The sequence below is a fragment of the Methylorubrum aminovorans genome, assembly GCF_022179725.1.
Lineage (GTDB): Bacteria > Pseudomonadota > Alphaproteobacteria > Rhizobiales > Beijerinckiaceae > Methylobacterium > Methylobacterium aminovorans.
On sequence record NZ_BPRC01000006.1, the window covers coordinates 124,387 to 146,709 of the forward strand.

Annotated in this window: 19 protein-coding genes; 9 read left to right on the forward strand and 10 right to left on the reverse strand. The window is 70.1% G+C overall.

Going from position 1 to position 22,323, the window contains the following annotated elements; translation table 11 throughout:
- Window positions 1-105 precede the first annotated feature (105 nt).
- The 3 genes from MFF24_RS10900 to MFF24_RS10910 form a co-directional block, all read right to left on the reverse strand.
- Window positions 106-1,278 (reverse strand): GGDEF domain-containing protein, encoded by a 1,173-nt coding sequence (locus MFF24_RS10900; protein ID WP_238224440.1) that lies wholly within the window; start codon window positions 1,276-1,278, stop codon window positions 106-108.
- 246 nt (window positions 1,279-1,524) lie between these two features.
- Window positions 1,525-3,066: an ATP-binding protein gene (locus MFF24_RS10905; RefSeq protein WP_238224441.1), complete on the reverse strand. Its 1,542-nt coding sequence runs from the start codon at window positions 3,064-3,066 to the stop codon at window positions 1,525-1,527.
- Window positions 3,063-3,785 (reverse strand): response regulator, encoded by a 723-nt coding sequence (locus MFF24_RS10910; protein ID WP_133090089.1) that lies wholly within the window; start codon window positions 3,783-3,785, stop codon window positions 3,063-3,065. The genes MFF24_RS10905 and MFF24_RS10910 overlap by 4 nt, the downstream gene beginning before the upstream one ends.
- A 242-nt stretch (window positions 3,786-4,027) precedes the next feature.
- On the opposite strand from MFF24_RS10910, the gene MFF24_RS10915 reads away from it, so the two are divergent.
- The 6 genes from MFF24_RS10915 to MFF24_RS10940 all read left to right on the forward strand — a co-directional run bounded on the left by MFF24_RS10915 (window position 4,028) and on the right by MFF24_RS10940 (window position 8,100).
- A complete protein-coding gene (locus MFF24_RS10915; protein ID WP_026105500.1) occupies window positions 4,028-4,309 on the forward strand; it encodes an accessory factor UbiK family protein in 282 nt (93 codons plus the stop codon).
- A 338-nt stretch (window positions 4,310-4,647) separates the two neighbouring features.
- The gene (locus MFF24_RS10920) at window positions 4,648-5,154 is read left to right on the forward strand and encodes a type III secretion system chaperone family protein (protein WP_003607101.1); all 507 of its coding nucleotides are present in this window, start codon (window positions 4,648-4,650) and stop codon (window positions 5,152-5,154) included.
- Between the two features lie 22 nt (window positions 5,155-5,176).
- On the forward strand, window positions 5,177-6,007 hold the full coding sequence (gene proC, locus MFF24_RS10925; RefSeq protein WP_238224442.1) for a pyrroline-5-carboxylate reductase: 831 nt from the start codon (window positions 5,177-5,179) through the stop codon (window positions 6,005-6,007).
- Window positions 6,008-6,077: 70 nt separating this feature from the next.
- Window positions 6,078-6,887 carry a TetR/AcrR family transcriptional regulator gene (locus MFF24_RS10930; protein ID WP_238224443.1) on the forward strand — a complete coding sequence of 270 codons (810 nt, stop codon included), beginning with the start codon at window positions 6,078-6,080 and terminating at the stop codon, window positions 6,885-6,887.
- Window positions 6,888-7,033: 146 nt separating this feature from the next.
- Window positions 7,034-7,444 carry a hypothetical protein gene (locus MFF24_RS10935; protein ID WP_238224445.1) on the forward strand — a complete coding sequence of 137 codons (411 nt, stop codon included), beginning with the start codon at window positions 7,034-7,036 and terminating at the stop codon, window positions 7,442-7,444.
- A gap of 59 nt (window positions 7,445-7,503) precedes the next feature.
- Window positions 7,504-8,100, forward strand: coding sequence for a cytochrome b (locus tag MFF24_RS10940; protein ID WP_133090085.1), 597 nt, complete (start codon window positions 7,504-7,506; stop codon window positions 8,098-8,100).
- 86 nt (window positions 8,101-8,186) lie between these two features.
- Here MFF24_RS10940 and MFF24_RS10945 read toward each other — a convergent pair whose 3' ends face one another.
- From MFF24_RS10945 to MFF24_RS10975, 7 genes are all read right to left on the reverse strand, one after another.
- A complete protein-coding gene (locus MFF24_RS10945) occupies window positions 8,187-8,876 on the reverse strand; it encodes a DUF4142 domain-containing protein (RefSeq protein ID WP_238224447.1) in 690 nt (229 codons plus the stop codon).
- A 154-nt stretch (window positions 8,877-9,030) separates the two neighbouring features.
- On the reverse strand, window positions 9,031-9,531 hold the full coding sequence (locus tag MFF24_RS10950) for a GNAT family N-acetyltransferase (RefSeq protein ID WP_238224449.1): 501 nt from the start codon (window positions 9,529-9,531) through the stop codon (window positions 9,031-9,033).
- Between the two features lie 255 nt (window positions 9,532-9,786).
- Entirely contained in the window at window positions 9,787-10,065 is a 279-nt protein-coding gene (locus MFF24_RS10955; RefSeq protein ID WP_133090082.1) for a DUF2218 domain-containing protein, read from the reverse strand.
- A gap of 35 nt (window positions 10,066-10,100) precedes the next feature.
- A complete protein-coding gene (locus MFF24_RS10960) occupies window positions 10,101-10,937 on the reverse strand; it encodes a sugar phosphate isomerase/epimerase family protein (RefSeq protein ID WP_238224451.1) in 837 nt (278 codons plus the stop codon).
- Window positions 10,934-12,244: a DUF6005 family protein gene (locus MFF24_RS10965; protein WP_238224452.1), complete on the reverse strand. Its 1,311-nt coding sequence runs from the start codon at window positions 12,242-12,244 to the stop codon at window positions 10,934-10,936. The genes MFF24_RS10960 and MFF24_RS10965 overlap by 4 nt, the downstream gene beginning before the upstream one ends.
- A complete protein-coding gene (locus MFF24_RS10970; RefSeq protein ID WP_238224454.1) occupies window positions 12,241-15,219 on the reverse strand; it encodes an IucA/IucC family protein in 2,979 nt (992 codons plus the stop codon). Before MFF24_RS10970 ends, MFF24_RS10965 begins: the two co-directional genes overlap by 4 nt.
- Window positions 15,203-16,981, reverse strand: a complete 1,779-nt coding sequence (locus MFF24_RS10975; protein WP_238224455.1) for an IucA/IucC family protein — start codon at window positions 16,979-16,981, stop codon at window positions 15,203-15,205. Before MFF24_RS10975 ends, MFF24_RS10970 begins: the two co-directional genes overlap by 17 nt.
- A 908-nt stretch (window positions 16,982-17,889) precedes the next feature.
- Here MFF24_RS10975 and MFF24_RS10980 point away from each other — a divergent pair.
- The 3 genes from MFF24_RS10980 (at window position 17,890) to MFF24_RS10990 (ending at window position 22,171) form a co-directional block, all read left to right on the forward strand.
- On the forward strand, window positions 17,890-18,411 hold the full coding sequence (locus MFF24_RS10980) for an RNA polymerase sigma factor (protein WP_108943037.1): 522 nt from the start codon (window positions 17,890-17,892) through the stop codon (window positions 18,409-18,411).
- A 98-nt stretch (window positions 18,412-18,509) separates the two neighbouring features.
- Window positions 18,510-19,478 carry a FecR family protein gene (locus tag MFF24_RS10985; RefSeq protein ID WP_238224457.1) on the forward strand — a complete coding sequence of 323 codons (969 nt, stop codon included), beginning with the start codon at window positions 18,510-18,512 and terminating at the stop codon, window positions 19,476-19,478.
- A 158-nt stretch (window positions 19,479-19,636) separates the two neighbouring features.
- On the forward strand, window positions 19,637-22,171 hold the full coding sequence (locus MFF24_RS10990; protein ID WP_238224556.1) for a TonB-dependent receptor: 2,535 nt from the start codon (window positions 19,637-19,639) through the stop codon (window positions 22,169-22,171).
- The last annotated feature ends 152 nt before the right edge of the window (window positions 22,172-22,323 follow it).

Below are 22,323 nucleotides of genomic sequence, written 5' to 3' on the forward strand. Positions count from 1 at the left end.
CAGCGCGGCGGGCGTGTCGTGAGAGACACCGAGCGACGCCGGCCCGCGCATCGGGCCGGCGGCGGGGCTGGTGATGGGAAGCGTCGGCGCCGGGCGGCGCACGGATCAGGCCACCATGACGCGATTGCGGCCGAGGTCTTTCGCTCGATAGAGGGCGGCGTCGGCGGCGTTCACGAGCGCATCCAGTTCCGTGTCGCCGTTCTTCCAGTCGGCGACCCCGATCGACAGTGTCACCACGCCCGCGGGCCCGAGACCGGGATGGGGAATGCGCACGCCCTCTACGCGACGGCGGATGGCGTCCCCGAGCACGGCGGCCTGCGCGGCCGACATGCCTGGGAGCAGCACGAGGATCTCCTCGCCGCCGAAGCGCACGGCCGTTCCCAGCGGGGGCGTGTTCTCGTTGGCGGGAGCCAGCATCTCGCGCACCAGATCGCTGATGGCACGGATGCAGCGGTCGCCCGCCAGATGCCCCTGGGTGTCGTTGAACCGCTTGAAGTGGTCGATGTCGATCAGGAGTGCCCCGAGAGGCTCGGCGTCGCTCTTGGGGATGAGATCGGCGCCGATCGTCGCGAGATGATGCCGGTTGAACAGGCCCGTCAGTTGATCCGTCCGGGCCATCGCCTCGTTGTGCTCGATCATCGAATCGGCCCGGAGCCGCTGGAGGAAGCCGTAGCGCTCCGTCCGCTCCAGCACGAACGATCCCAGGAGGAGGATGACCGACGCGAGGACGTAGAAGCTCACGATGTACCAGAAGGTCGCGGCATCCACCTCGGGCCGGCTCGCGATGGTCGCGACTTGGATGAGGACGATGAGCACCAGTCCGAGGACGGCCAGCCGGAACCGGACGCGCTGCACCAGAACCAGGTAGATGATGATGAGAATCGCGCCGAACTGATAGATCGCGACATAGTTCGACGTGCCGAGCGAGATGATCGTCGAGGGCATCAGCACCGAGAGGACGGAGGTCGCCACGAGCAGGCCGTCGACCTGCCAGACGCATCGGCTGCGCGGCAGGGTCCAGATGGTCAGAAGGGCCAGCGGCGTGGCGATGCCCAGGCGCATCACGGTGAGCGGCCACAACACGTCCGGCAGGATCACCCAATCGGCCAGAAGGAAGACGTCGTAGAGGAGGATGGCGACGGCGAGCGTCGTCCGGCCGAGTTCGATGCGTTGGGGGAGCCCTGCCTTCTCGAACAGCGCCTCGATCGGGGGCGAGAAGCGCAGTTGGTTGAGGCTTGCGAACTCACCGTCGATGGGTCCGGAATGGGGAAGACTCATCGAGGCGAGGACCGAGCTGCTCTGGGCGGCTCACGGCTAAAGCAACGGGGTTGCCGAAGTCTTACAAAGACGTTTCAGGACTGATCATCCGCGGGTTAACCTTCTCCGCTGGATGAGCTTGAACTGAAAACATGCCCTCGGCCGGAAGTGGCGGCCCACGCCAATGTGAGGTCGTGAACGGAGCGGGACAGGTCGGGGGGGCGTCGCAGGGCGCGGCACTGCCTGGCCGTTCCTCGCGGACGAGGGCTACGCCGACTTGGTGGCAGCCCCCGCCTCCCCCGCCTCCCCCGTCCGCCCGGCGGCGAGCGGCAGCTCGATGCGGGCGCAGAAGCCGCCGCCGGGGCGGTTCTCCAAGGTCAGCTGCCCGCCATGCCCCTCGACGATGGCGACCACGATCGACAGTCCGAGGCCGAACCCGCTCGCCGCATCGAGATTGCGGGCGCGGTCGCCGCGCACGAAGGGCTGGAGCATGGCGCTGCGCTCGGCGTCGGGGATGCCGGGTCCGTCGTCGATCACCTCCACCGCCACGCCGGGATGGTCGCCGGAGCCCGCCGGCCCCATGACGAGGCGGGCGCCGCCGCCATACTTCACGGCGTTGTCGACGAGGTTGGTGATCGCCCGCTGGAGGTCGTCGGGGCGGCCGCGCACGAGGACGTGGCGGGTCCGTTCCAGGCTCACCGCCGCGCCGACGTCGCTGAACCCGTCGCAGACCGTCTGCACCACCGAGGCGAGGTCGATCAGCGTGGTCTGGCCCTCGCCCGGCGCGCCCTGCCCGTCCCGGACATAGGAGAGCGCGGATTCCACGAGCCCGTTCATCTGGTCGAGGTCGCGCAGGGTCATCTCGCGGGCGCGCTCGTCCTCGATGAACTCCGCGCGCAGCCGCAGGCGGGTGATCGGGGTGCGCAGATCGTGGCTGATCGCGGCCAGCATCTGCGTGCGGTCATCGAGCAGGCGCAGCAGGCGGGTGCGCATCCGGTCGAGCGCGCGGGCGAGCGCCAGCACCTCCTCCGGCCCGCGCTGAGGCAAGGGCGGCGGCTCCTCCGCCGTGCCGAAGGCTTCCGCCGCCGCGGCGAGCCCGGCGAGCGGCGCGGTGAGTGCCCGCGTCGCCCAGAACGAGAGCAGCGTGAGGCTCACCCCGAGGGAGACGAAGGTGAAGATGATCAGCCCCTGCGCCGGCGGACGGGGAAAGTCGTCGGGCAGCACCGCCTGCAGTCGGGCACCGGCCGGTGTGGTGATGCCGATCTGCAGCAGGCCCGTCCTTCCCCGGTCATGGCCGGGGGAGAGATCGGTCACCGGCAGCGCGCGGCCGAAGCCGTCGCGCAGGCGCTCGATCAGCGGGTGGCGCCCGATCTCGTCCTCCTCGTCGCCCTGGCCGGCCGGCGGCACGGCGCCGTCCCAGGGGGCGATGCGCAGGGTCGGCAGGCTGCGCGCCGCCGCCCGGAGAATCCCGTCACGCTCGCCCGGCTCGGCGGTATCGAGCAGCCGCGCGACCACGGAAAGCCGCGTCGCGGCCACCCCCGGCCGCTCGTCCGGCCGCCACGGCTCGCGGAGCGCCACCAGCATGACCGCCGCGAGCCCATGGGTGCAGAGCAGGGCCGTCACGACGAGGAGCGCGATCTGCCCGGCGGCCTTTCTCGGGCGCGGCCAAGGACGGTGCAGCCAAGGACGGTGCAGCCAAGGACGGTGCAGCCAGGGGCGGTGCAGCCAGGCCGGCCGTCGCGGACGGCGCGGTTCGGCGGCGGGGGGCGGGGCCTGCGCCGACTCTGCCGTGGTTCTGGCGGGGCTCATGTCCGGGCAATCTCCGGCGCGAACAGGTAGCCGCCCGAGCGGATCGTGCGGATGATCTCGGGGTTGCGCGGGTCGCGCTCGATCTTCTGGCGGATGCGCGAGACCAGCACGTCGATGCTTCGCTCGAACGGACCCGCCGCCCGCCCTTGGGTCAGGTCGAGGAGCTGGTCGCGGGAGAGCACCCGGCCGGGCCGCAGGCAGAGCGCGTGGAGCAGGTCGAACTCGGCCCCCGTCATGGCGATGCGCGCGCCCTCCGGGCTCAGCACCTGCCGCAGGCCGACATCGAGGGTCCAGCCCGCGAAGTGGAAGCGGCGCGCGCCGTCCCCGTCCTGCGGCTCGGCGCCCTTGCGCCGCAGGATCGCCCGGATGCGCGCCAGCAATTCGCGCGGGTTGAACGGCTTGCCGAGATAGTCGTCGGCGCCGATCTCCAGCCCGACGATGCGGTCGATCTCTTCGGACTTCGCCGTGAGCATCAGGATCGGCACCTGCGACGCGGCCCGAAGGCGCCGGCACAGGCTCAGGCCGTCCTCGCCCGGCAGCATCAGGTCGAGGACGATGAGGTCGACCCGGGCATCGGCCAGCACCCGGTCCATCTCGCGCCCGTCGCCCGCCAGGCTCACCCGGCACTCGTTGGCGCGCAGGTAGCGCGCGACGAGCGCGCTGATCTCGCGGTCGTCCTCAACGACGAGGATGTGGGGCGTCGGCTGGTTCGTGGTCATGGCGGGGACAGTCTTACGCCCGCACGCGCTCGGCCCGGAAGTATGGCCGACGGTGAAGATTGTAACCCCGCGTTTCCGCTGCCGGCTCCGACACCTGCGGCAACAATCCGGTCCGGCTTTCCAGGGCTGTCGCTCAGAGCGATCGCCCTGTTTCGTGAGCGCCCCTCGATTGCCCTGCCGGCCGCCGATTCTTATGTCGTGGGAACGTGCTCGAACAGGTCCGGGCGCGGGAGGAGATCCCCATGCAAGGCTCGAACCGCCTTTTCGACGATGTCGCCCGCCTGTTCACCGATGCCGCCGGAGCGGCCCAAGGGGTGCGCCGCGAGGCGGAGACGATGTTCAAGGGCCAGGTCGAGCGCCTGATCCGCGACATGGACGTTGCCACCCGCGAGGAGGTGGACGTGCTGCGCGACCTCGTCGCGGCCCTGCGCAGCCAGAACGACGCGCTGGCTGCCCGCGTCAGCGCCCTGGAGGCCCGCCTCGGCGCCGAGGCGGGGAGCGCCGGCAGCACGGAATCGGTCTGAGCGCCGGCGCCGACTCACCGGAGGCTCAGCAAAGACTCACCCTTGGGGGAAAACGCGGAATCCGGATTTCTTTGCACAGGAAGCATCGGTGGATAGCCGCGTTGCCCACCGCTGATGCCCGGGCGACGCTTTGAAGCCCGCGGCCCGCGCGGGCTATAAACGATCCGAAGTTGATTCGCCCCGGCGGAAAGGTGGAACCAAACCCTGGGGCGGTGAAATCTGGATTGAACCCCTCCGCAGGACGGAGATCGACGGGCGTCGCCTCGATTCCCGTCACGGCCCTGCTTTGACCGCCGGCCCGATCGAGCGCATCGACCGGGTCGACAACTTGGATCGCCATGACCCAGCTTAGCCTCATCGAAGACAGCGACCGGCCGGAGCACCCGCTCGATGTCGTCGAGCGCCTCGCCTCGCTGCGGGACTGGATCTTCGATCGGATCGAGACGGATGAGATGTCGGTCTCCGTCTCGGGACGCTGGGCCGAATACCACGTTGCCTTCACCTGGATCGAGGAAGTCGAGTCGCTGCACGTGGCCGCCGCCTTCGACCTGAAGGTGCCGGAGCGGCGCCGGGCCGAGATGCTGCGCCTCGTGGCGCTGGTGAACGAGCAGCTCTGGATCGGCCATTTCGACCTGTGGTCGTCCGACAGCGTGGTGATGTTCCGTCACTCGCTGCTGCTCACCGACGGCATCGCGCCGACGCAGGGCCAGTGCGCCATGATGATGAAGACCGCCGCCGATGCCTGCGAGCGCTACTATCAGGCGTTCCAGTTCGTGCTCTGGGCCGGCAAGAGCGCCCGCGAGGCCCTCGACGCGGTGCTGTTCGAGACCGAAGGCGAGGCCTGAGCGCCGCGCGGGATCAGTAACGATGACGCAGGACCACGCCCCGCCCCCGTTCCCCACGCCCCTGGTTCTGGCCGGTGCCGGCAAGATGGGAGCGGCCCTGCTGCGGGGCTGGCTCGCGGGTGGCCTCGACCCCGCCGCCGTGACGGTGATCGATCCGCAGCCCTCCCCGGAGATCGCCGTGCTCTGCGCCGAGCGGGGCTTGCGCCTCAACACCGAAGCGGCCGCTCCGGCCGGAGCCCTGGTGCTCGGCATCAAGCCGCAGGTCCTCGACGAGGCCGCCCCGGCGCTCTCGGCCTGGATCGGCCCCGAGACCCTCGTCGTCTCGATCCTGGCGGGCAAGACCATCGCCGACCTGAAGCGCCGCCTGCCGTCGGCCCGCGCCGTGGTGCGCGTCATGCCCAACCTTCCCGCCAGCATCGGCCGGGGCGCGACCGGCGCCGTCGGCAGCCCCGAGGTCCGGGAGTCGGCGCGGGCGGGGGCGGAGGCGTTGCTCGCCAGCTCCGGCCTCATCGCGTGGCTCGACGACGAAGCGCTGATCGATGCGGTGACCGCGGTCTCGGGCTCGGGGCCGGCCTACGTCTTCCTGCTGGCGGAGGCGCTGGCCGAGGCCGGCGTGGCGGCGGGTCTGCCGCCGGACCTGTCGGCGCAGCTCGCCCGCGCCACCGTCGCGGGCGCCGGCGCCCTGCTCGATGCCGATCCCCGCGAGGCCGGGCAATTGCGCCGGGACGTGACCTCGCCGGGCGGCACCACCGCGGCGGCGCTGGCCGTGCTGATGCGCGAGGGCGCCCTGCCCGAGCTGATGCAGGAGGCGGTCGCCGCGGCCAAGCGGCGGGCGGGCGAATTGTCCGGCTGACGCCGTGGCGGGTTCAACCCGGCGACTTCGCCCCTACATGAGACGTCGAACCGAACACGGAGCACGGATCATGGCGACGGCCCCCGAGTCCAACACCGGCGGCGAGTCCGAGGCCGGTGGCAAGTCCGAGACCAATGCAAAGTTCGGTTCGTCGCAATCCGGCGCCTCGTCCAATCCGCCCAAGCCCAACCCATCGAAGCCCAACCCGCGCGAGGCCGCGGTCGAGGCGCTGATGCGGCTCGCCGCCGAGCAGCCCTGGAACGACATCGAGGTCGGCGACATCGCCCGTGAGGCGGGCCTGAGTCTGGCCGAGTTGCGCGATCTCTTCCCCTCGAAGGGGGCGGTGCTCGGCGGCCTGTCGCGGATCATCGACCGCAAGGTGCTGGAAGTCGACACCGCCGACCTCGCCGACGAACCTGCCCGCGAGCGCCTGTTCGACGTGCTGATGCGCCGGCTCGACGCGATGACGCCCTACAAGCCGGCCCTGCGCCGCATCGCCTTCGCGCTGCGCGGCGACGTGCTGTCCATGCTGGCGCTCAACGGGGTCGCCCTCAACTCGCACCGCTACATGCTGGCCGCCGCCGGCATCGACACGGAGGGGCCGCTCGGCCGGCTCAAGCTTCAGGGCACCGTGATCGCCTTCGCCCGCACCGTCGAGGTCTGGCTGGAGGACGACGACCCGGCGCTCGCCCGCACCATGGCCAAGCTCGACCGGGAGATCCGCCGCGGCGAGACCATCATGGAGCGCGCCGACGACGCCCGCCGCCTCACCGCGCCCCTGCGCGCCCTCGGCCGCGCCCTGATGGAGCGCCGATCCCGCAACGACCGGACGCCGCCGGCCAGTGATCCGGAGGATCGCGACCCGGCCGCGGCGATCTGAGCCGCGGGTTTTCGAGCGGGAGGGGCGGCGCCGGAGTGCCGCCTTCCCCGGCGCTGTGTGTAACCCCACCGACGAATGCCATCTTAACGGGTTCATCCCGCGGTTGTGCTTCTTGAGAGAGAGCGCTTCGGTGGGATGCCTCGCCCATGCAGTCCAAGTATCGAAAATTTGCATCGATCGTAGCGGAGAAGATGGCTTTCTTCGCACTGGTGGGGGCGGCCTCGGGGATCGGTATGATGATCCGGCCGGGACCTGGCCCTGATGAGTATCTGCTGCATTGGGATTCGTCGAAGATCGTCATCGGCGCCGTGATCGGTGCGACGACGGGAATCGTCGTCGGCGTGCTCGAGGCCCGGCGGTGGTTGAAACAGTACTGGGAGACGGTTCAAACCCTGGCAGCCGAGGGCAAAGACGCGTCGGTTCTTCACGCCGCGATCGCGCGCTCGGTCGCCGTTCGGGCCGTGATGAGCTTGCAGGGATCGTTCGTTGCCGCGCCGCCAGTACGACGACCGCACAAAACGCCTGTGCTGGTCCTGACGGTTCGATGCAATCTGTGATGGGCGCGGCCGGGATGGGCCCTATCTGAATCCTCCGTATCGACGGGAGGTTCTGGCCCATGACGTCAACCGCCGCACCCGGCGCCGCTCCGAAGCCCGTTCCTGCCTTCCCGCGCTACACCCGCACGGCGCAGGCGCTGCACTGGTTGACCTCGGTTCTCGTCCTCGCCGTCCTGCCGCTGGCCTGGGTTGCCACGAGCCTCGCCAAGGAGGCGGCGTCCAAGCCGGTGCTGTTCCAGTTTCACAAATCGGTCGGGCTCACGATTCTCGCGCTGGTGGTCGTCCGCATCCTGTGGCGCGCCTTCAACCCGCCGCCGCCCGAGGTGAGCGAGCCGGCAGGCCTCGCCCTCATCGCGAAGATCAGCCACTGGCTGCTCTACGCGGTGTTCCTGCTGATGCCGGTGAGCGGCTTCCTGCTCAGCGCCTTCAACGGCAGCACGACGCAATTCTTCTATCTCTTCCCCATCCCCGGCTTCGAGAAGAACGAGGCGCTGCGCAACCTCTTCCAGTCGGTCCATCTCGCCGGGCAATGGGCCGTCTACGCCCTGGTGGGGCTGCACATTGCCGGCACCGTTTGGCACGTCGCGATCCGCCGCGACGGCGTGCTCGACCGGATGCTGCCGGAGCAGGATCCGCGGCGGTCGATGCGCGGGTGACGCCGGCCCGGCCGTGATCACGAGCCGCGATCGCGACGCATCATCCCTGAGAACGCGATCGGGGACGGTGCGCCGCAGGTTCAGGCCTACCCTTGCCGGGCGCCGCCCATCATTGCCTGCATCCGCGAGAGCTGGGCGATGTGGCGCTGGATCAGCGGGAGCGCGCCCGCCGCGATGCGGCGCAGGGCTGGGTCCTCGCCGGCCTGCGCGTAGGAGCCGTGGATCTGGTACGCCTCCTGATGGCCCTGGAGCGAGGCGTTGACGAACATCGCGTCGTAGTCGGGGCCGGGCTGCATCCCCGAGAGCTGTGACAGGATCTGGGCCTTCTGCTCGTCCGTGGTCATGGCACCGGGGCCGGCTCCGCCGGGCACGCCCAGGGCGCCGCCGACGACCCCGCCCACCGCGCCGACGGTCGCCCCCGCGACACCGCCGGCCACCGCCAGCGGCGCGGCGACCAAGCCGCCGACGAGGCCGCCGGGACCGGCGGGTGCGCCGCCCGTCATCGGCGCGGCACCGAGATACGGGTCGAGCTTGCGGGCGAGGTCGACCTGCTCGGTCACCTCGGCCCGGCTGAAGGCCTTGATGCGCGGATTGCGGGTCTTGGCGTGGGCGTCGCGCGCTGTGTTCTCGAGGAACAGGCCGCCCTTCGTCGCCATCGCGAGGTAGACGGGCGTCGGCATGGCACCGGCCGGCGCCGGTTGGGCCAGCGCCGTGCGGGTCACCGCCAGCGCGGCCGTTGCGGTCAGCAGAGTCGTCAGAAAATCGCGCCGATGCATGGTATCGGATCTCCCGGTCTGGACACGACAGCCAGGCGCCGATTGTCTTGGAGCGGTGCCGGAGTCTGACGGGCAAAACCTTCGCGAAATCAGCAATGTTCCTGTGATCCAGGGGCTTCGACGCTCGAAGACGCTCGGGCGACCCGTGCCGGATTCAGAGCCCGCTCGTCGGGCGCAGGCGGGCCATGCAATGCACGTCGTCGAGGCGGCCGTTGCGGAACGAGGCGGCCCGGTGCGTGCCCTCGATGACGAAGCCGAATTTCTCGTAGAGTGCGATGGCGCGGGCGTTGTCGGTGAAGACCGTCATCTCGATGCGCGAGACATTGATCCAGTTGTCCGCCGTGTCGATCACCGCCGCGAGGAGCCGCGAGCCGATGCCGTTGCCGGCGAAATCCTCGTGCACCGCGATCCAGAACTCCGCCGCGTGGGCGCGCCGGCCGTAGAAGGGGCGCAGGGCCGCCGCCCCGACGAGGCGTCCCTCCCGCTCCGCCGCGAGGTGGAGATCGCGCGGCGAGCGCGGCTCGGCCCACTTCTTCACGGCCTCGAAGGATTCGTAAGGAAGTGCCAGGGTGCCGAAGCGGAAGGCGGGCTGATTGTAGATTTCGAAGAGATCCTGCGCATCGTCCTCGCGCATGGCCCGTATCGTCAGGTCCATATCGTTCCTCGTGCCGCTGATTTCAGAGGTTGTCGGAAGATGTTGCCTTATTTTGCTCAGGCAATCTGAATGCTCCTCATGCTGAGGGGCTGCGTCAGCAGCCTCGAAGCACATCGCGACGGTTCTCCCGGCAACCCGATGCCGCGGGGCGATCGTTCAGGCGTGCTTCGAGGCAAGCTTGCAGCCCGGCGCCTCAGCATGAGGTACGCTGCGCTCGCCAAAACAACGCAGGCCGGCCGGCTCGTGCGACGGTGCTCACGTCCAGTCGAAGCGCAGCGTCTCGCGGAAGGCGAAGCGCTCGATGTGGCGCACCACGACGTCGCGCAGACCGGGCAGGCTGGCGGCATCCTGCGCGGTCAGATCGATCGTCAGGGTCTCCGCGTCGGCGGACAGCCGCGTCTCGCCGAGCGGCAGGGCGATCCGGGCGTTCGTGTCGCTGAACTCGGTCTCGAACCGGTGGGCCCAGTGCTTGCAGAGCTGCTGGAGATAACGGCCGGCATGCGGGGTGCTGACCACGGCGTGGCTCTCGGTCATGGCGGTCTCCTGCGGTCTCTTGAACTGCGGCGTGCTCAGCGCGCGGCGTGGCGGGGGCTGGCGGCGTGGCGGCCGGCGGTGGCACTGCGCACGCGGAAAAGGTCGGTCGGCAGGACCGCGAACGAGGCGTCGCCGAACCATTCGAGCGAGGCTTCCGCCTGTGGCGGCAGCGTCTTCAGGAAGGTGCCGTAATCCAGCGCGCCCTCGAACAGGGCGGTCATGCCCTCGCGCCGTCCGGCCGCGGCGTAGACGTTGGCCGGCTCGAACACCGGCAGGTCGGCCCGGCTGCGCACGTTCTTGAGGTGGTAATAGTCGATATGGGGGCTCAGCCGGGCATGGGCCGCGAGCGGATCGTCGCCGCCCTCCCAGACGTGGAGCGTGTCGAAATTCACCCGGAGGTTCGGGTGATCGACCGAAGCCAGCAGGTCGAGGAGCGAGTCGGTGGTGTCGGCGAGCGTGCCGGGATGCGTCTCGACCACCAGCCGCAGGCCGTGATCGGCGAGCTGGCCCGCCGCCATCCGCAGGCGTGCCGCGACGTGCGCCCGCTCCTCCGCCGAGGCGTCCGCACTGCCCTTGGTGCCGGCGAAGGTGCGCAGGCGCGGCGCGCCCCAGCTGCCCGCGAGCCGGGCGAGTTCGGCCGTCCGCTCGGTCAGGGTTTTTGGCGGTGCGTCGAGGGGCAGGTAGTCGCTCAGCATCGGCACGTGCAGGCCGTAGGCGGCGAGCCATTCGGCGTGGTCGCCGGGGCCGAGATTGCGGGCGTGAACCCCCCACAACTCGATCCCGTCGAAGCCGTGGCCGCGGGCGAAGCGAGCGAGTTCGCCGATCGAGACGAGATGGTGGCGAAAGCTGATGGTGCAGAGGGCGATTCTCATGCGGGGAGCCTTTCGCGGGAGGGCGGCGCGGCGTGTCCGAGGTCCGGGCTTCTCTGCCGCCACGCGGCGTAGGCCGCGGCGAGCTGCCGCTTGATCGCGAATTCCTGCGCATCGAGGGCATCGAGCCGCGCGAGGACGGGGGCGAGTTCGGCCGCGTCCCCGGTCCGGGCAAGCTTCAGCACGGCGTAGTGCAGGGCGGTGAGGCCGTTCACCAGGGCCTCGATCTCGTCGCAGATCCGCTGGAACTCCGGGTCCGGCCAGCGCAGGGCGCGCCAGAAGAAGGCGAAGCCGTGCTCGTAGGCCCATTTGCGGATGGTGATCACCGGCAGTTCGCGCAACGCCTCGCCGAGATCGGTCAGCTTCAAGCCGCCGCGCCCCTCGGCATGGGCGAGCACGATGGCGCGCGCCGCATCGATCAGTGGGTTGGCGTCGAGCCGGAAGCAGGCATCGAAGAAGGCCGCCAGATCCGTGTCCCTCGGCGGGTGGGCCAGCGAGGGATCGAAGCGGTAGCCGCCGGCCACGCTCGGTTGGCGGATGGCGTTGAGCATCCGCTCGCGCTCGATCTCGCCCTCCCAGCGGAAGTCGGGGTCGCGCACCTGCCAGAGGTCGGGATCGTCGGAGAGCGACACCAGCAGGTAGTGCGGGAAGGGGTTCTGGTTGAACTTGTTCTCCCGCTCGGGGAGGTGGAACATGTCGAGCATCACCATGATGCATTCGTCCGGTTGCCGCCGCTCCATGAGGTCGAGCAGGGTGGCGACGTTCTCCTCCTTCGAGCGGGAATGGTCGTACCAGGGCACGAGCGGCACGCCGTAGAGCCGCTCGAACCAGTAGCGGAACGACTCGTGATCCATCGCATCCGAGTGGTAGGCGAGCTTCGACCCGTCGGTAATCGCGAACTCGGCATCCCAGATCAGGGCGTAGAACGGACGGTGATCGATGCCGCGGCGTTTCAGCCCGTCGCAGACGCAACTGACGAAGCAGTGGATCTTCAGATCGTAGGGCATCGCCCCGTGGACGCCCTCGGAGGGGGCCTCCGGTTCGGCGGCCGGTGTGGCCGGTTCCGCGCCCGGCGCCAGCAGGCGGGCGAGGTCAGCCACAGTCGAGACGTCCTGCCGGTTGATCGCCTCTTCCGGCACCGACACGCCGTGCGTCAGCTCCAGTGCCAGGATGAGCTGAAGCAACTGCACGGAATCGAGGTAGAGATCCTCGTTCAGCCGCGCCTCCGGCCCGAACCCATCGAGATGGGGATGGCGCATTTCCTCGCGCAGCACCGTGCCGATCGCGGCGATCAACGTCTCGTTGCTCACGCCACCGCCTCCAGGCCGCCGTCCCGGTACTGCGCGGCGACCGCGCGTCGCGAAATCTTGCCGTTGGCCTCCCGCGGGATCGCGCCGACCTGCACCGCCTCCACCGGCACCTGATGGCCGGCGAGCCAGCGGCGGCACCAGTCCTGAAGGGTGCGGGGCGGCATGGGGCCTTCCGCGCTGAACAGCAGCGTCACCCGCTCGCCCGCGAACGGATCGGGCCGGGCGAAGGCGACGGCGTCGGTGATGCCGGGCAGGGCCATGACCACGTCCTCGACCTCGCCGGGATAGACGTTGAGGCCCGAGACGTTGATCGTGTCGTCCCGGCGCGCGACGAAGACCAGCATGCCGTCGGGTTGGAGGTAGCCGAGATCGGCGGTGCGGATCGTGCCGCCCTCCCCCTCGACCACGATCTCTGCCGGAGCGTCGGGACCCGTTCCCGCGCGGACGCGGTGATGCGGCAGCGGGCGGCCGATGGCGTCGGCGCGGCGCAGATCCGGGTTGATCGCGATGCAGCCGGCTTCCGAGCAGCCGTATTGCTGGAACAGGTGGGTGACGCGCTCCCGGATGGCGGCAAACCAGGGCGCGGGCAGGAGCGTGCCCGAGACCATCGCCGCGTGGATTGTCTCGCCCTCGGGCAGGAGCCGGGCCAGCGTGTGCAGCATGGCCGGCGCGGTGTAGAGCACCGGGCGCTCGATCTCGCGCAGGCGGCGCAGAAGATATTTCGGATTCGTGGTGTCGACGATCACCGGCACGCGGCCGCGGCGTAGGCCGACGAACAGCCCGCAGATCAGCCCGTAGGAATGGGTGATCGGGCAGGCGATGACCGGAATCATCCCGTCCGGCTCGGTGAAGGCGCCGACGTAGCTCTCGATCTCGCGCTCGACCGCGCCCCAGGGGCGGGCGATGCATTTGGGCTCGCCAGTGGTGCCGGAACTCATCTGGAGCAACTCGCCCTCTCCCGGCACCGGCGGGGCGGCGCCAGCCAAGGCCTCGCCCTCCAGGCTGTCGAGGAACAGGCGGTGGCAGCTGGCGCGCTCGGCGAGCCGGCGCGCGCCCTCATCGGGCAGCGCCGGATGGATCGGCAGCAGGCTCGCGCCATGCCGGCGGGCGGCGAGGATGAAGGCGAGGCTCTGGGCGGTGTCGCGAAAGCGCGCGGCGACACGCTCGCCGCTGCCGCCGCGGAAGGCCGCCGCGTCCCCGGCGCGGCGGATGGCGGCCTCCATCTCGTCGGCAGGGATGGTGCGGCCGTCGATCTCGATCATGCAGTCTCCGGAAGGGGCGTCGGGGGAGTGGAACAGGGTGTTGGGCGCGTGGAGGCTGCCCTGCGCCTCGCCGAGCCCGAGCTTGCGCGACAGAAGCGCCTCGACCCGCAGCCGGGGCGCCTCGACGGCGAGGCGGGCGAAGCGCGCCTCCAGCCCGTACTCCGCAGCGTGGCGCCGCAACTGCCGGCCGAGGCGGCGCCAGAAGCCCGCCTCATCGAGGCCATGCCGACGCGCGAGAGCGGCGGTGATCTCGCTGAGGTTGAAGACGAACAGGCTGTCGGTGACGAGTTCGGCCAGCGTCGCGGCCGAGCGCATGGCGTGGAAGCGGTCCTCCGCCGGGCCGGCATGGGCGGGGTCGATCGCCCCGAAATCCGGCACGCCTGCCGGGTCGGTCACGAAGTCGGGGGCGTATTCCGCGCTCTCGTGGAAGTCGCGCAGGATCACCCGTTCCGGCCAGCCGTCGCGGTGGACCAGGATCATGTTCTGGCCGTGCGCCTCCAGGGCGACGCCGTGGGCGGCGAGCAGGTGCCACACCGGCAGCACCGCGACCGCGACTAGGCGGTCGAGCCAGGCGTCGCGGCCGTATCGTTCGAGCCAGGGCGCAACGAAGGGGCTGCCATCCGCTTCGCATACGGTCAGCGCGTTGAAGGGCACGGCCGCCTCGCCGGGCGCGAGGCGCGGGCTCTCCCGCCAGATCGCGGCGAGATGGCCGGCGAGCGGCCCGCCCCGGTCGGCGAGTGCGGCGGCGTATTCACGCAGCACCGTCACGTGCTTACGCAGTGTGGGGTCGGCGGCGACGATGTCCGCGAGCCAGTCCGACAGGGCCGGGCCGGTCAGCACGAAATGCGGGTCGAGGATGCGCAGGCTGGAGGTCGAGACGACGGCGAGCGCCAGCTTCACGCTCGCGGCGGACGGATCATCGTGGTTGTGCAGCGTGCGCAGGGATTGGCTGGCGACGTAGCGCGGGCCGGCGATGCCGAGGGCGACGGCGCGGCCCTCCGCCAGCCAGGGCTGCAAGGCGTCTTTTTCGAGCCGGCGCATCTGCCAGGGATGGACCGGCAGAAGGGCGTGCGTGTCGAGAGAGTGCCCGGTCGCGCCGAGACGCTCCGCCAGCACGTCCCATTCCCCGCCGAGTTCGGCCCGCCAGAACGCGGCTTCCGCGCCCGGCCCGGCGAGGGCGATCGTGTCGCGGCGGATCGCCAGCCATTCGAGGCGGAACGGCGCAGCGGCTTCGGGCCCGTAGCGGCGGTGATCCTCCAGGCTGAAGCCGGTGCGGGCCTTGAAGCTCGGATGGTAGGGATGACCCTCCCAGAGCGCTGCATCCAGGGCGGCGAAGGGCAGAGTGCGGCGCTCCGGCGGCGACAGGTTTTCGGCGTTCCAGCGGCAGAGTTCGACCGTCTGTTCAAGCTCCGCCAGCAGCCGCGCCCGGTGCTCGGGAGCGGCGGGCAGGGCCTCGACGAGGGCGGCGAGATCGGCCGGTTTCCAGCCCCCCTCCCCGTCCGCCATCTCGACCGAACCGGGATCGAGGCGAGGGCGGCCGAAAGCGCCGAGCGTGCCGGTTGCGCGGAAGCGGTGCGGGCCGAGGCGCCATTCGATCCGACCGGAGGCGCCGACAGGTCCGCGCTCGGCCAGCCCCTCGAACAGGACGGCTTCCGCCAACTGGCGCAGGACGCGTGCCTCCGGCGGCTCCCTGTCGTTACGAAGCGAGGGCATGGCCGGCCTCGCCCCGAGCCGCCGCGTGAAGCGGGTTCGGCATGTCGATGTAGTTGCCGCGGCCGTCGCCCGAGGCGAGTTCGTCGCGGTCGGACAGGCGCACCCGCAGGTTGGCCTTGGTGCAGAGCGTCGGCCCGTCGAGCACCGAGCGGGCGAAGGCGTAGCCCGCACCCGTCAGGCGGTGCGCCATCGCTTCAAGGCGCCGGGCGAGATCGTCGAGGAGCGTTTCCTCGCGCGCCAGCCCGTCATGGCCCATCCGGGCGATCACGGAAAAGATCTGGTTGACCACGAGATAGTAGGCGAGGCGTCGGCGGATCTCGCCGTCGGCGAAGTAGAGCGAGGCGATCGAACCGGTTTCGGGCGCGTCGCGCAGGAGCCGCGGGCGGGCGGCCTCGGAGAGGTAGAAGCCCTGGTTGTCGCGGTAGAAGCCGCGCTCCGGCCAGCCGGAGGCGACGTCGAGCAGGGCGTTCTGCTGGTGGGCCTCAAGCGCGATGCCGTGCCCGTCGTAGAGGGCGACGACGGGCTCCAGCATGCAGTCGAGATAGCGGCTAAACCACGTGCGGGCGGCCTGGGCGCGGGCGGCCGCGCCGTCCGGGCAGACCTGCCGCAGGAGCGCCTCCAGCCGCGAGGGGCGGCCGGGCAGCGGCTCGGCGGTGAGTGCCGCCAGGGTGGCGACCCCCCGCTCCGCGCCGTTCCGGAAGGGGTTTTCGCGCAGGACCGTCTCGAAGCCGCTCTCCTCGCGGCCGGGACAGTGCAGGGTGAGATAGGCGGGGTCGGCCAGGATCCGGAAATTCGGATGGCGCGCGCCGAACCCGCTTTTCGCCAGCAGCCGCGCCATGGCGACCCCGGCCTTGAGTTCGGCGAGCCGGTTCACCCGCAACGAGTTGGTGAGGGTGACGGGCAGTGAGAACTTCGCCATCCACGGGCTCTCGGCGGCGTAGACGGTGCGCAGCGAGGAGGTCGCGGTGAAGCGCGGGCCGAAGGCGCCGAGGGGCCGCAGGCGGCCCGCCTCGACGAGCGCCGCGACGTGCGGCTCCAGCATCAGCGCCTCGGCCTGGAGCGGGTGCATCGGCAGGGCGATCTCGCCCGCGCGCAGATCCAGGCGGGCGTCATCCGAGCCGATGAGGTCGAGGGCGAGGTCGGGCGCGGCGCGGGTCTCCGCCGAATCGTGGCGCACGAGGCTCGCCTGCGCCGCGAACACGGCGAGCCGGAACGAGCCGCCCTCCTCCGGCGCGTAGGTGCGGGCCTGCCAGGTGGTGAGGCCCTGGCGGCTCTTGGGCGTCGGGTGCAGCCAGTGGCCGAAGACGAGGGCGCGCTCGGCGGCGATGAAGCCGGTGGCGTCCGCCTCCCGCTCCGCAAAATCAAGCAGGCGTGCGGTCTCGCGGTAGCTGTCGAGCACGCGCCCGAGCAGTTCCAGTTCACGTTCGCGGGCGGTCTCGCCCCGGCCCTCGTCGGCGCGGGAATAGGCCTCGCCGAGAAGCTCCTGCAGCGCGCGCATCGGCGCCACCGCCCGCCAGCGCGGTTCGTGCAGGTGACGCGTCCAGAGACGGCCGAAGGCGTGCGCGCCGCACAGTGACGGGGACAGGATCTCGGCGCGGATCGCGAGGCGACGGCTGCGCAGGTTCCACTCGACGCAGCGTGCGGGCGGGCCGTCCGGCAGCGCGTGGCGGACCCGGATGCCGGGGTCGATCTCGCGCAGATATCCGTTGGCGAAGCTGCGGAAGGCGGCCGCCTCGGCCACGGCTTGAGACGATGGTGGCATGATCCTCAAAACCTCATCCTCGAAAGGAGCCTTCGGGGCCGGCCCCGGCCGTTCTGTCGATCGACGGCGCCCCACATGGCGCGTCGGCGGCCCCGCACGCGGATGACGGCGGCCATCCGCTTGCCGGCGCGCGGGCCTCACCGCCGTCGTGCGGGCCGACGGCGTGCCGAACTCACCGTTGCGGAGAGGGGCAAAAATCGATGCGCGATTTCGTAAGTGGGAAGAAGATGTTGGGAGAAGCGTAAGAGTAAGAAAATTGCTTTTCGTTGTACTTGCTCATCGGACTGAGGACTCCCTCGAATCGCGTAAAGCTGAGGGCGTGTTGCGCAAACTTCAAGTGCGCGTCAAGTGAAGTTGAGCCGATTGGAATTGTTCTTGATATAGGGTGATACGGTGTTTGTTGTTCCGTTGCAGTTGCTTGGCGGTGCAGATGCCCTTGATTTATTCTTGCCTGTTGCGAGTTGCGCCTGGAGGTCCCTCGCTTGCCACGGCGCCCCTCGAGAAGCGGCGCGTATGACGCCCGATCGGTGATTGTGGCGCGTCACCGCCTCGTCGCGGCGCCCACCATGCCGCCGGCTTCATTCGGATCGGGGCTCGACCCCCGACTTCGGTTTCGACCCCGCGGTATGGACCCGGCGGGGGAGCACCCGCAGCGTGGCGGCGAACCAGCCTGTTGCGGATCTGCAACGAGATGATGAAATGGTTTCGATGCTTGAGTTGTAATAATTCTTGTCTTCAGCTTCTGGCAGACATTTCGGTTGTTAGTCCAACGTGTTGCGGAAGCGACGGCGCCTAGACTGGAAGTTATACAAGCTATTGCGGGACTTGCATCGTCCGCCCCTCTCGTTCTGGTCGCTCCTCACTGATCGAACGGTGCGGGATCATCTGTGAGCGACGGGGCCGATGTCATGACGGGAGGGGCGGCGGGGGTGTCGATCGACGCCCTGTACCGGCACGAGGGCCTGAAGCTCCGGCGCTTCCTCGGCCGCCTGCTCGACAACCCGGCCGATGCCGCGGATGCGAGCCAGGAAACCTATATGCGCATGGTCGCCGCGCTCTCGCGCACGAGCATCGAGCACCCGTCCGCCCTGCTGTTTCGCATCGCCACCAACGTCGCCCTGCGGATGCGCAACCGCGGCCGGCTGGAACGGACCCTGTTCGCGGCGAAATGCGAGGCGGAACTGGCCGAGGTGGCCGACGGCTACGCTCTCCCGGAGCGGCAGGCGATCGCCCGTCAGGAGCTGCGGCGCCTCGCCGGGGTGATCGACGCGTTGCCGCCCCGCTGCCGCGAGGTGTTCCTGCTCAGCCGCCTCGACGGCCTTGCCAACGGAGAGATCGCGTTGCGCCTCGGCATCTCGCGCAACATGGTCGAGAAGCACATCATCAAGGCCCTCCTGCAGTGCCGCCGCAGCCGCCTCGATCTTTTTTGAACGAGTCGCATCAGGAGGCCGCGACCTCGTTGATCTAAGGGGATAGGACACCCGCGCGGCGCCATGTCGGGCTGCCGGAGGCCCCCGGGGGATGAGACGTGGCCGGCAGCGACGGGGCAGAGGCCGACGAGACCGACGACGGCGACGATCCGGTCGAACGCGCGGCCGCGGCCTGGGTCGCGCGGCTTTCCTCCTCCGACGCCACCGAGGCCGACCGCCGGGAATTCGAGGCGTGGCGCAGGGCCGACCCGGCCCACGCGGCGGCCTACGCCGAGATGGATGCGCTGTGGCGCAGGCTCGGGCAGCTTCCCGATCCCCGCCCCCGCGAGGGGCTTCCCAAGGGGTCGCCCAAGCGGCCGCCGAAGACGCTTGCGAGCTTGGCCGCCCTCGCCCTGTTCGGAGGCGGCCTGGCATACGAGGTCGGGCTCCTCGACCGGCTGCGCGCGGATCTGTGGAGCGATGTCGGCACCATCGCGCACGCGACGCTTCCCGACGGCAGCGGCGTCGCGCTCAACACCGACACGGCGATCGCGCTGCAGTTCACCGAGCGGGAGCGCGGGATCGCGCTTCTGCGCGGCGAGGCCAGCTTCGATGTCGTGCCCGATCCCAACCGCCCGTTCGTCGTGCGCGGCGGCGGCCTGAGTGTGCGCGCGGTCGGAACCCGCTTCTTCCTGCGCGCGGATGGGGCACTCCGTCCCGTGGGCGTGGCGGAGGGGCGTGTCGACGTGTCGGGGCCGAGCGGGCGCGCCGTGGTCTCGGCCGGAGAGGAAATCCGTATCGGCGGCGGCGCCCTGCAGGTGACGGCGGCCGATGTAGAGCGCGACCTGGCTTGGCGCGACGGCCGGCTGATCTTCGCAGGACAGCCGCTGGCGGCGGTCCTGGCGGAACTGAACCGCTACCGCCGCGGGCGAATCGTGCTGCTCGATCCCCGGCTCGGCGAACGGCGGGTGACCGGCGCCTTCGACGCCCGCAACACCGACGAGGCCCTCGACGTGATCGCCGCGACCATGGGCGCGCGCATCCGGCGCCTCTCGCCCCTGCTGGTGCTAGTCGGATCGCCCCTGTGAGGGCGGCCGAAAAAAATCGCGCGCGCCACGTCAGGAGTTCGCGGGCCCGTTGATCTTCATCATCGAGGGCGCGGATGACGCGACGCGTGCCGCCCCTCGCGATGGATCGATGGGGCTTTGGCATGGCGTCGCGCGCGCGCAAGTTTTCACGGGGCCGGGTGGCGGGGCTCGCGCTGGCCGGCGTGTCGGTCGCGGTGATGGCCCAGGCGGCTGTCCAGGCCGGCGAGATCACCGGCGAGGCGAAGCGCACGCGTGGCCCGGCGGCGCGCACGATCCTGGCCGAGACACCGATGGCCGCCGAGCCGGTTCGCCTCGCCATCCCGAAAGGCTCGCTGGAGAGCGGTCTCGTCGCCTTCACCGAGCAGGCCGGGGTCAAGCTGGTCTACCCGACCGCGCTGACGGCGCGGCTGGAGACGCAAGGGCTCGCCGGCGAGTTCGCGCCGATCGAGGCCCTGACCAGGATCCTGGAGGGCACGGGCCTCACTTACCGCCCGGCCGGCGCCTCGACCATCACCCTGGTCAACCCACGCTACGTCCAACTCGGCGCGGAGGCTGCGGGCGCGGTGCAGCTCGACGAGCTGCATGTCCAGGGGCAAGGTCAGGGTCGTGCCGCGGTCGCCGGCCTGCCGCCGCCCACGGGAACCGTCGGACAGCCGCCCGTGCCCTATGCCGGCGGCCAGGTCGGTTCAGGAACCCGGGTCGGCTTGCTGGGCAACCGCTCCGTCCTGAAGACGCCCTTCAGCATCACGGGCTACACCGAGAAGCTGATCGAGGATCAGCAGGCGGTGTCGCTCGCCGACGTCGTGCTGAACAACTCATCGGTGCGCAACGATGCGCCGCCCTATAGCGAGCGCGATTCCTACTTCATCCGCGGCTTCTCGGTCACCAACCTCGACACCGCCTTCGACGGCCTGTTCTATCTCGCCAATCCGCGCCGCTCCTTCACCGAGGGGCTGGAGCGCGTCGAGATCCTGCTCGGCCCCTCCGCGCTTCTCAGCGGCGGCACCGGCCGCGTCGGCGGCACGATCAACCTCATCCCGAAGCGCGCCTACGACGAGCCGTTCGCGCGACTCACCACGACCTATCTCAGCGACGCCCAGATCTGGACCCATGCCGATCTCGGCCGCCGCTTCGGTGAGTTCAAGGAATGGGGCGTGCGTTTCAACGGCGCCTACCGCACCGGCGCCACGCCGCTCGACAACAACGCGATCGAGGTGGGGGTCGCCGCGCTCGGCCTCGACTATCGCGGCGACCGGTTCCGCGCCTCGCTCGACATGACCCACTCGACGCAGAACGTCACGGCGCCGACCTCACTGTTCAACGCGGTCGCGCCGGGCATCGCGATTCCGCGGGCCCCGAATAACCGGATCAACACCGCAAACCCCTTTGAGTACAACGACAGCCGCTACGGCATGATCGCGGGCCGGGCCGAGTACGACGTCCTGCCCGACACGACGGTCTACATCGCCGGCGGCGCCAGCCGCTACAACGAGGACTTCCTCACCTCGAACTACCGCGTGACGAGCACGACCGGGCTGGCGACCAATACGCTCGCGATCCAGCCCCAGGAGATCCAGGGCCTGACCGGCGAGGTCGGCCTGCGCACCCGCTTCAGCACCGGCTTCCTCGACCATCAGGTGAACATTTCCGCAGTCGAGGCGAACAACAAGAACTTCCGCAGCGGCTTCGTGCCCCCTGTCTTCACCCCTTACACGATCAACATCTATAATCCTGTCTATCTGCCGACTGGGTCGATTCCAACGATCGGACTGCCCCGCTCCGCCGCGCAGCCGCTCTTCGCCCAGCTCTCCGCACGCAGCGTGGCGATCGCCGACACCCTGTCGCTGTTCGGCAGCGACCGGTTCCTGCTGACGCTGGGCGGGCGCTACCAGGAGATCGACCAGCAGGGCTTCGCCACTCGGCCAGGACCGACACAGGGGCAGGTGACCTCGAATTATCAGGAGGGCCGCTTCAGCCCCGCCATCACCTTCGTGCTGAGCCCATTCGAGAACCTGTCGTTCTACGGCAACTACATCGAGTCGCTCGACCCGGTGGCGGCTGCGCCCCTCACGGCGATCAACAGCAACGAACTCTTCCCGCCCGCCGTCGGGCGGCAGAAGGAGATCGGCGTCAAGTATGATTTCGGCACCATCGCCGCCACGGCTGCCCTGTTCGAGATCGAGCTGCCGAACGCCTTCACCGATCCCGGGACCCGCATCTATTCGGTCAGCGGCCGGCAGCGGAACCGCGGCGTCGAGCTGAACGTATTCGGCGAGGTCGTGCCGGGCCTGCGGCTGCTCGGCGGCGTCACCTTCATCGACGCGGAACTGGTCAGCACCCCAGGGGGGCAGTTCAACGGAAAGGCCGCGCCCGGCGTGCCGGATACGGCGTTCAACCTCTACGCCGAGTACGACCTGCCGCCGTGGCTGGCGCCGGGCCTAACCCTGACCGGCCGGGCGATCTACACGAGCAGCATGTTCTATGATCAGGCCAACACCCAATCGGTCCCGGACTGGACCCGCTTCGATGCAGGCCTGCGCTACACGACCGAGGGCGTGAACGGGAAACCCGTCGTGTTCCGCGCCCTCGTCCAGAACCTGCTCGACGATTCGTACTGGGCCTCCGCCGCCCGCGGCTTCCTCGCCGTCGGCGCGCCGCGCACCTTCATCGTGTCCGCCTCGGTCGATTTCTGAAGCGCCTGACCGCTCGATCCAGCCATACCCGCCCTGCCCCGGCATCGTGCCGGGGCGCCCGTTCGCACCCGTGCCGTCTGCCGCTGAAACGGGCAGATCGACGGGGCGCCCTGCCCGTCCCCTGACCAGCCCGCCCCACCGCTCCCGCCAAG

Excerpts from the sequence above, each read along its gene's own strand:
- MFF24_RS10900 (WP_238224440.1), bottom strand. The coding sequence starts at position 1,278 with ATGAGTCTTCCCCATTCCGGACCCATCGACGGTGAGTTCGCAAGCCTC.
- MFF24_RS10905 (WP_238224441.1), bottom strand. The coding sequence starts at position 3,066 with ATGAGCCCCGCCAGAACCACGGCAGAGTCGGCGCAGGCCCCGCCCCCC.
- MFF24_RS10910 (WP_133090089.1), bottom strand. The coding sequence starts at position 3,785 with ATGACCACGAACCAGCCGACGCCCCACATCCTCGTCGTTGAGGACGAC.
- MFF24_RS10915 (WP_026105500.1), top strand. The coding sequence starts at position 4,028 with ATGCAAGGCTCGAACCGCCTTTTCGACGATGTCGCCCGCCTGTTCACC.
- MFF24_RS10920 (WP_003607101.1), top strand. The coding sequence starts at position 4,648 with ATGACCCAGCTTAGCCTCATCGAAGACAGCGACCGGCCGGAGCACCCG.
- proC (WP_238224442.1), top strand. The coding sequence starts at position 5,177 with ATGACGCAGGACCACGCCCCGCCCCCGTTCCCCACGCCCCTGGTTCTG.
- MFF24_RS10930 (WP_238224443.1), top strand. The coding sequence starts at position 6,078 with ATGGCGACGGCCCCCGAGTCCAACACCGGCGGCGAGTCCGAGGCCGGT.
- MFF24_RS10935 (WP_238224445.1), top strand. The coding sequence starts at position 7,034 with ATGCAGTCCAAGTATCGAAAATTTGCATCGATCGTAGCGGAGAAGATG.
- MFF24_RS10940 (WP_133090085.1), top strand. The coding sequence starts at position 7,504 with ATGACGTCAACCGCCGCACCCGGCGCCGCTCCGAAGCCCGTTCCTGCC.
- MFF24_RS10945 (WP_238224447.1), bottom strand. The coding sequence starts at position 8,876 with ATGCATCGGCGCGATTTTCTGACGACTCTGCTGACCGCAACGGCCGCG.
- MFF24_RS10950 (WP_238224449.1), bottom strand. The coding sequence starts at position 9,531 with ATGGACCTGACGATACGGGCCATGCGCGAGGACGATGCGCAGGATCTC.
- MFF24_RS10955 (WP_133090082.1), bottom strand. The coding sequence starts at position 10,065 with ATGACCGAGAGCCACGCCGTGGTCAGCACCCCGCATGCCGGCCGTTAT.
- MFF24_RS10960 (WP_238224451.1), bottom strand. The coding sequence starts at position 10,937 with ATGAGAATCGCCCTCTGCACCATCAGCTTTCGCCACCATCTCGTCTCG.
- MFF24_RS10970 (WP_238224454.1), bottom strand. The coding sequence starts at position 15,219 with ATGCCCTCGCTTCGTAACGACAGGGAGCCGCCGGAGGCACGCGTCCTG.
- MFF24_RS10975 (WP_238224455.1), bottom strand. The coding sequence starts at position 16,981 with ATGCCACCATCGTCTCAAGCCGTGGCCGAGGCGGCCGCCTTCCGCAGC.
- MFF24_RS10980 (WP_108943037.1), top strand. The coding sequence starts at position 17,890 with ATGACGGGAGGGGCGGCGGGGGTGTCGATCGACGCCCTGTACCGGCAC.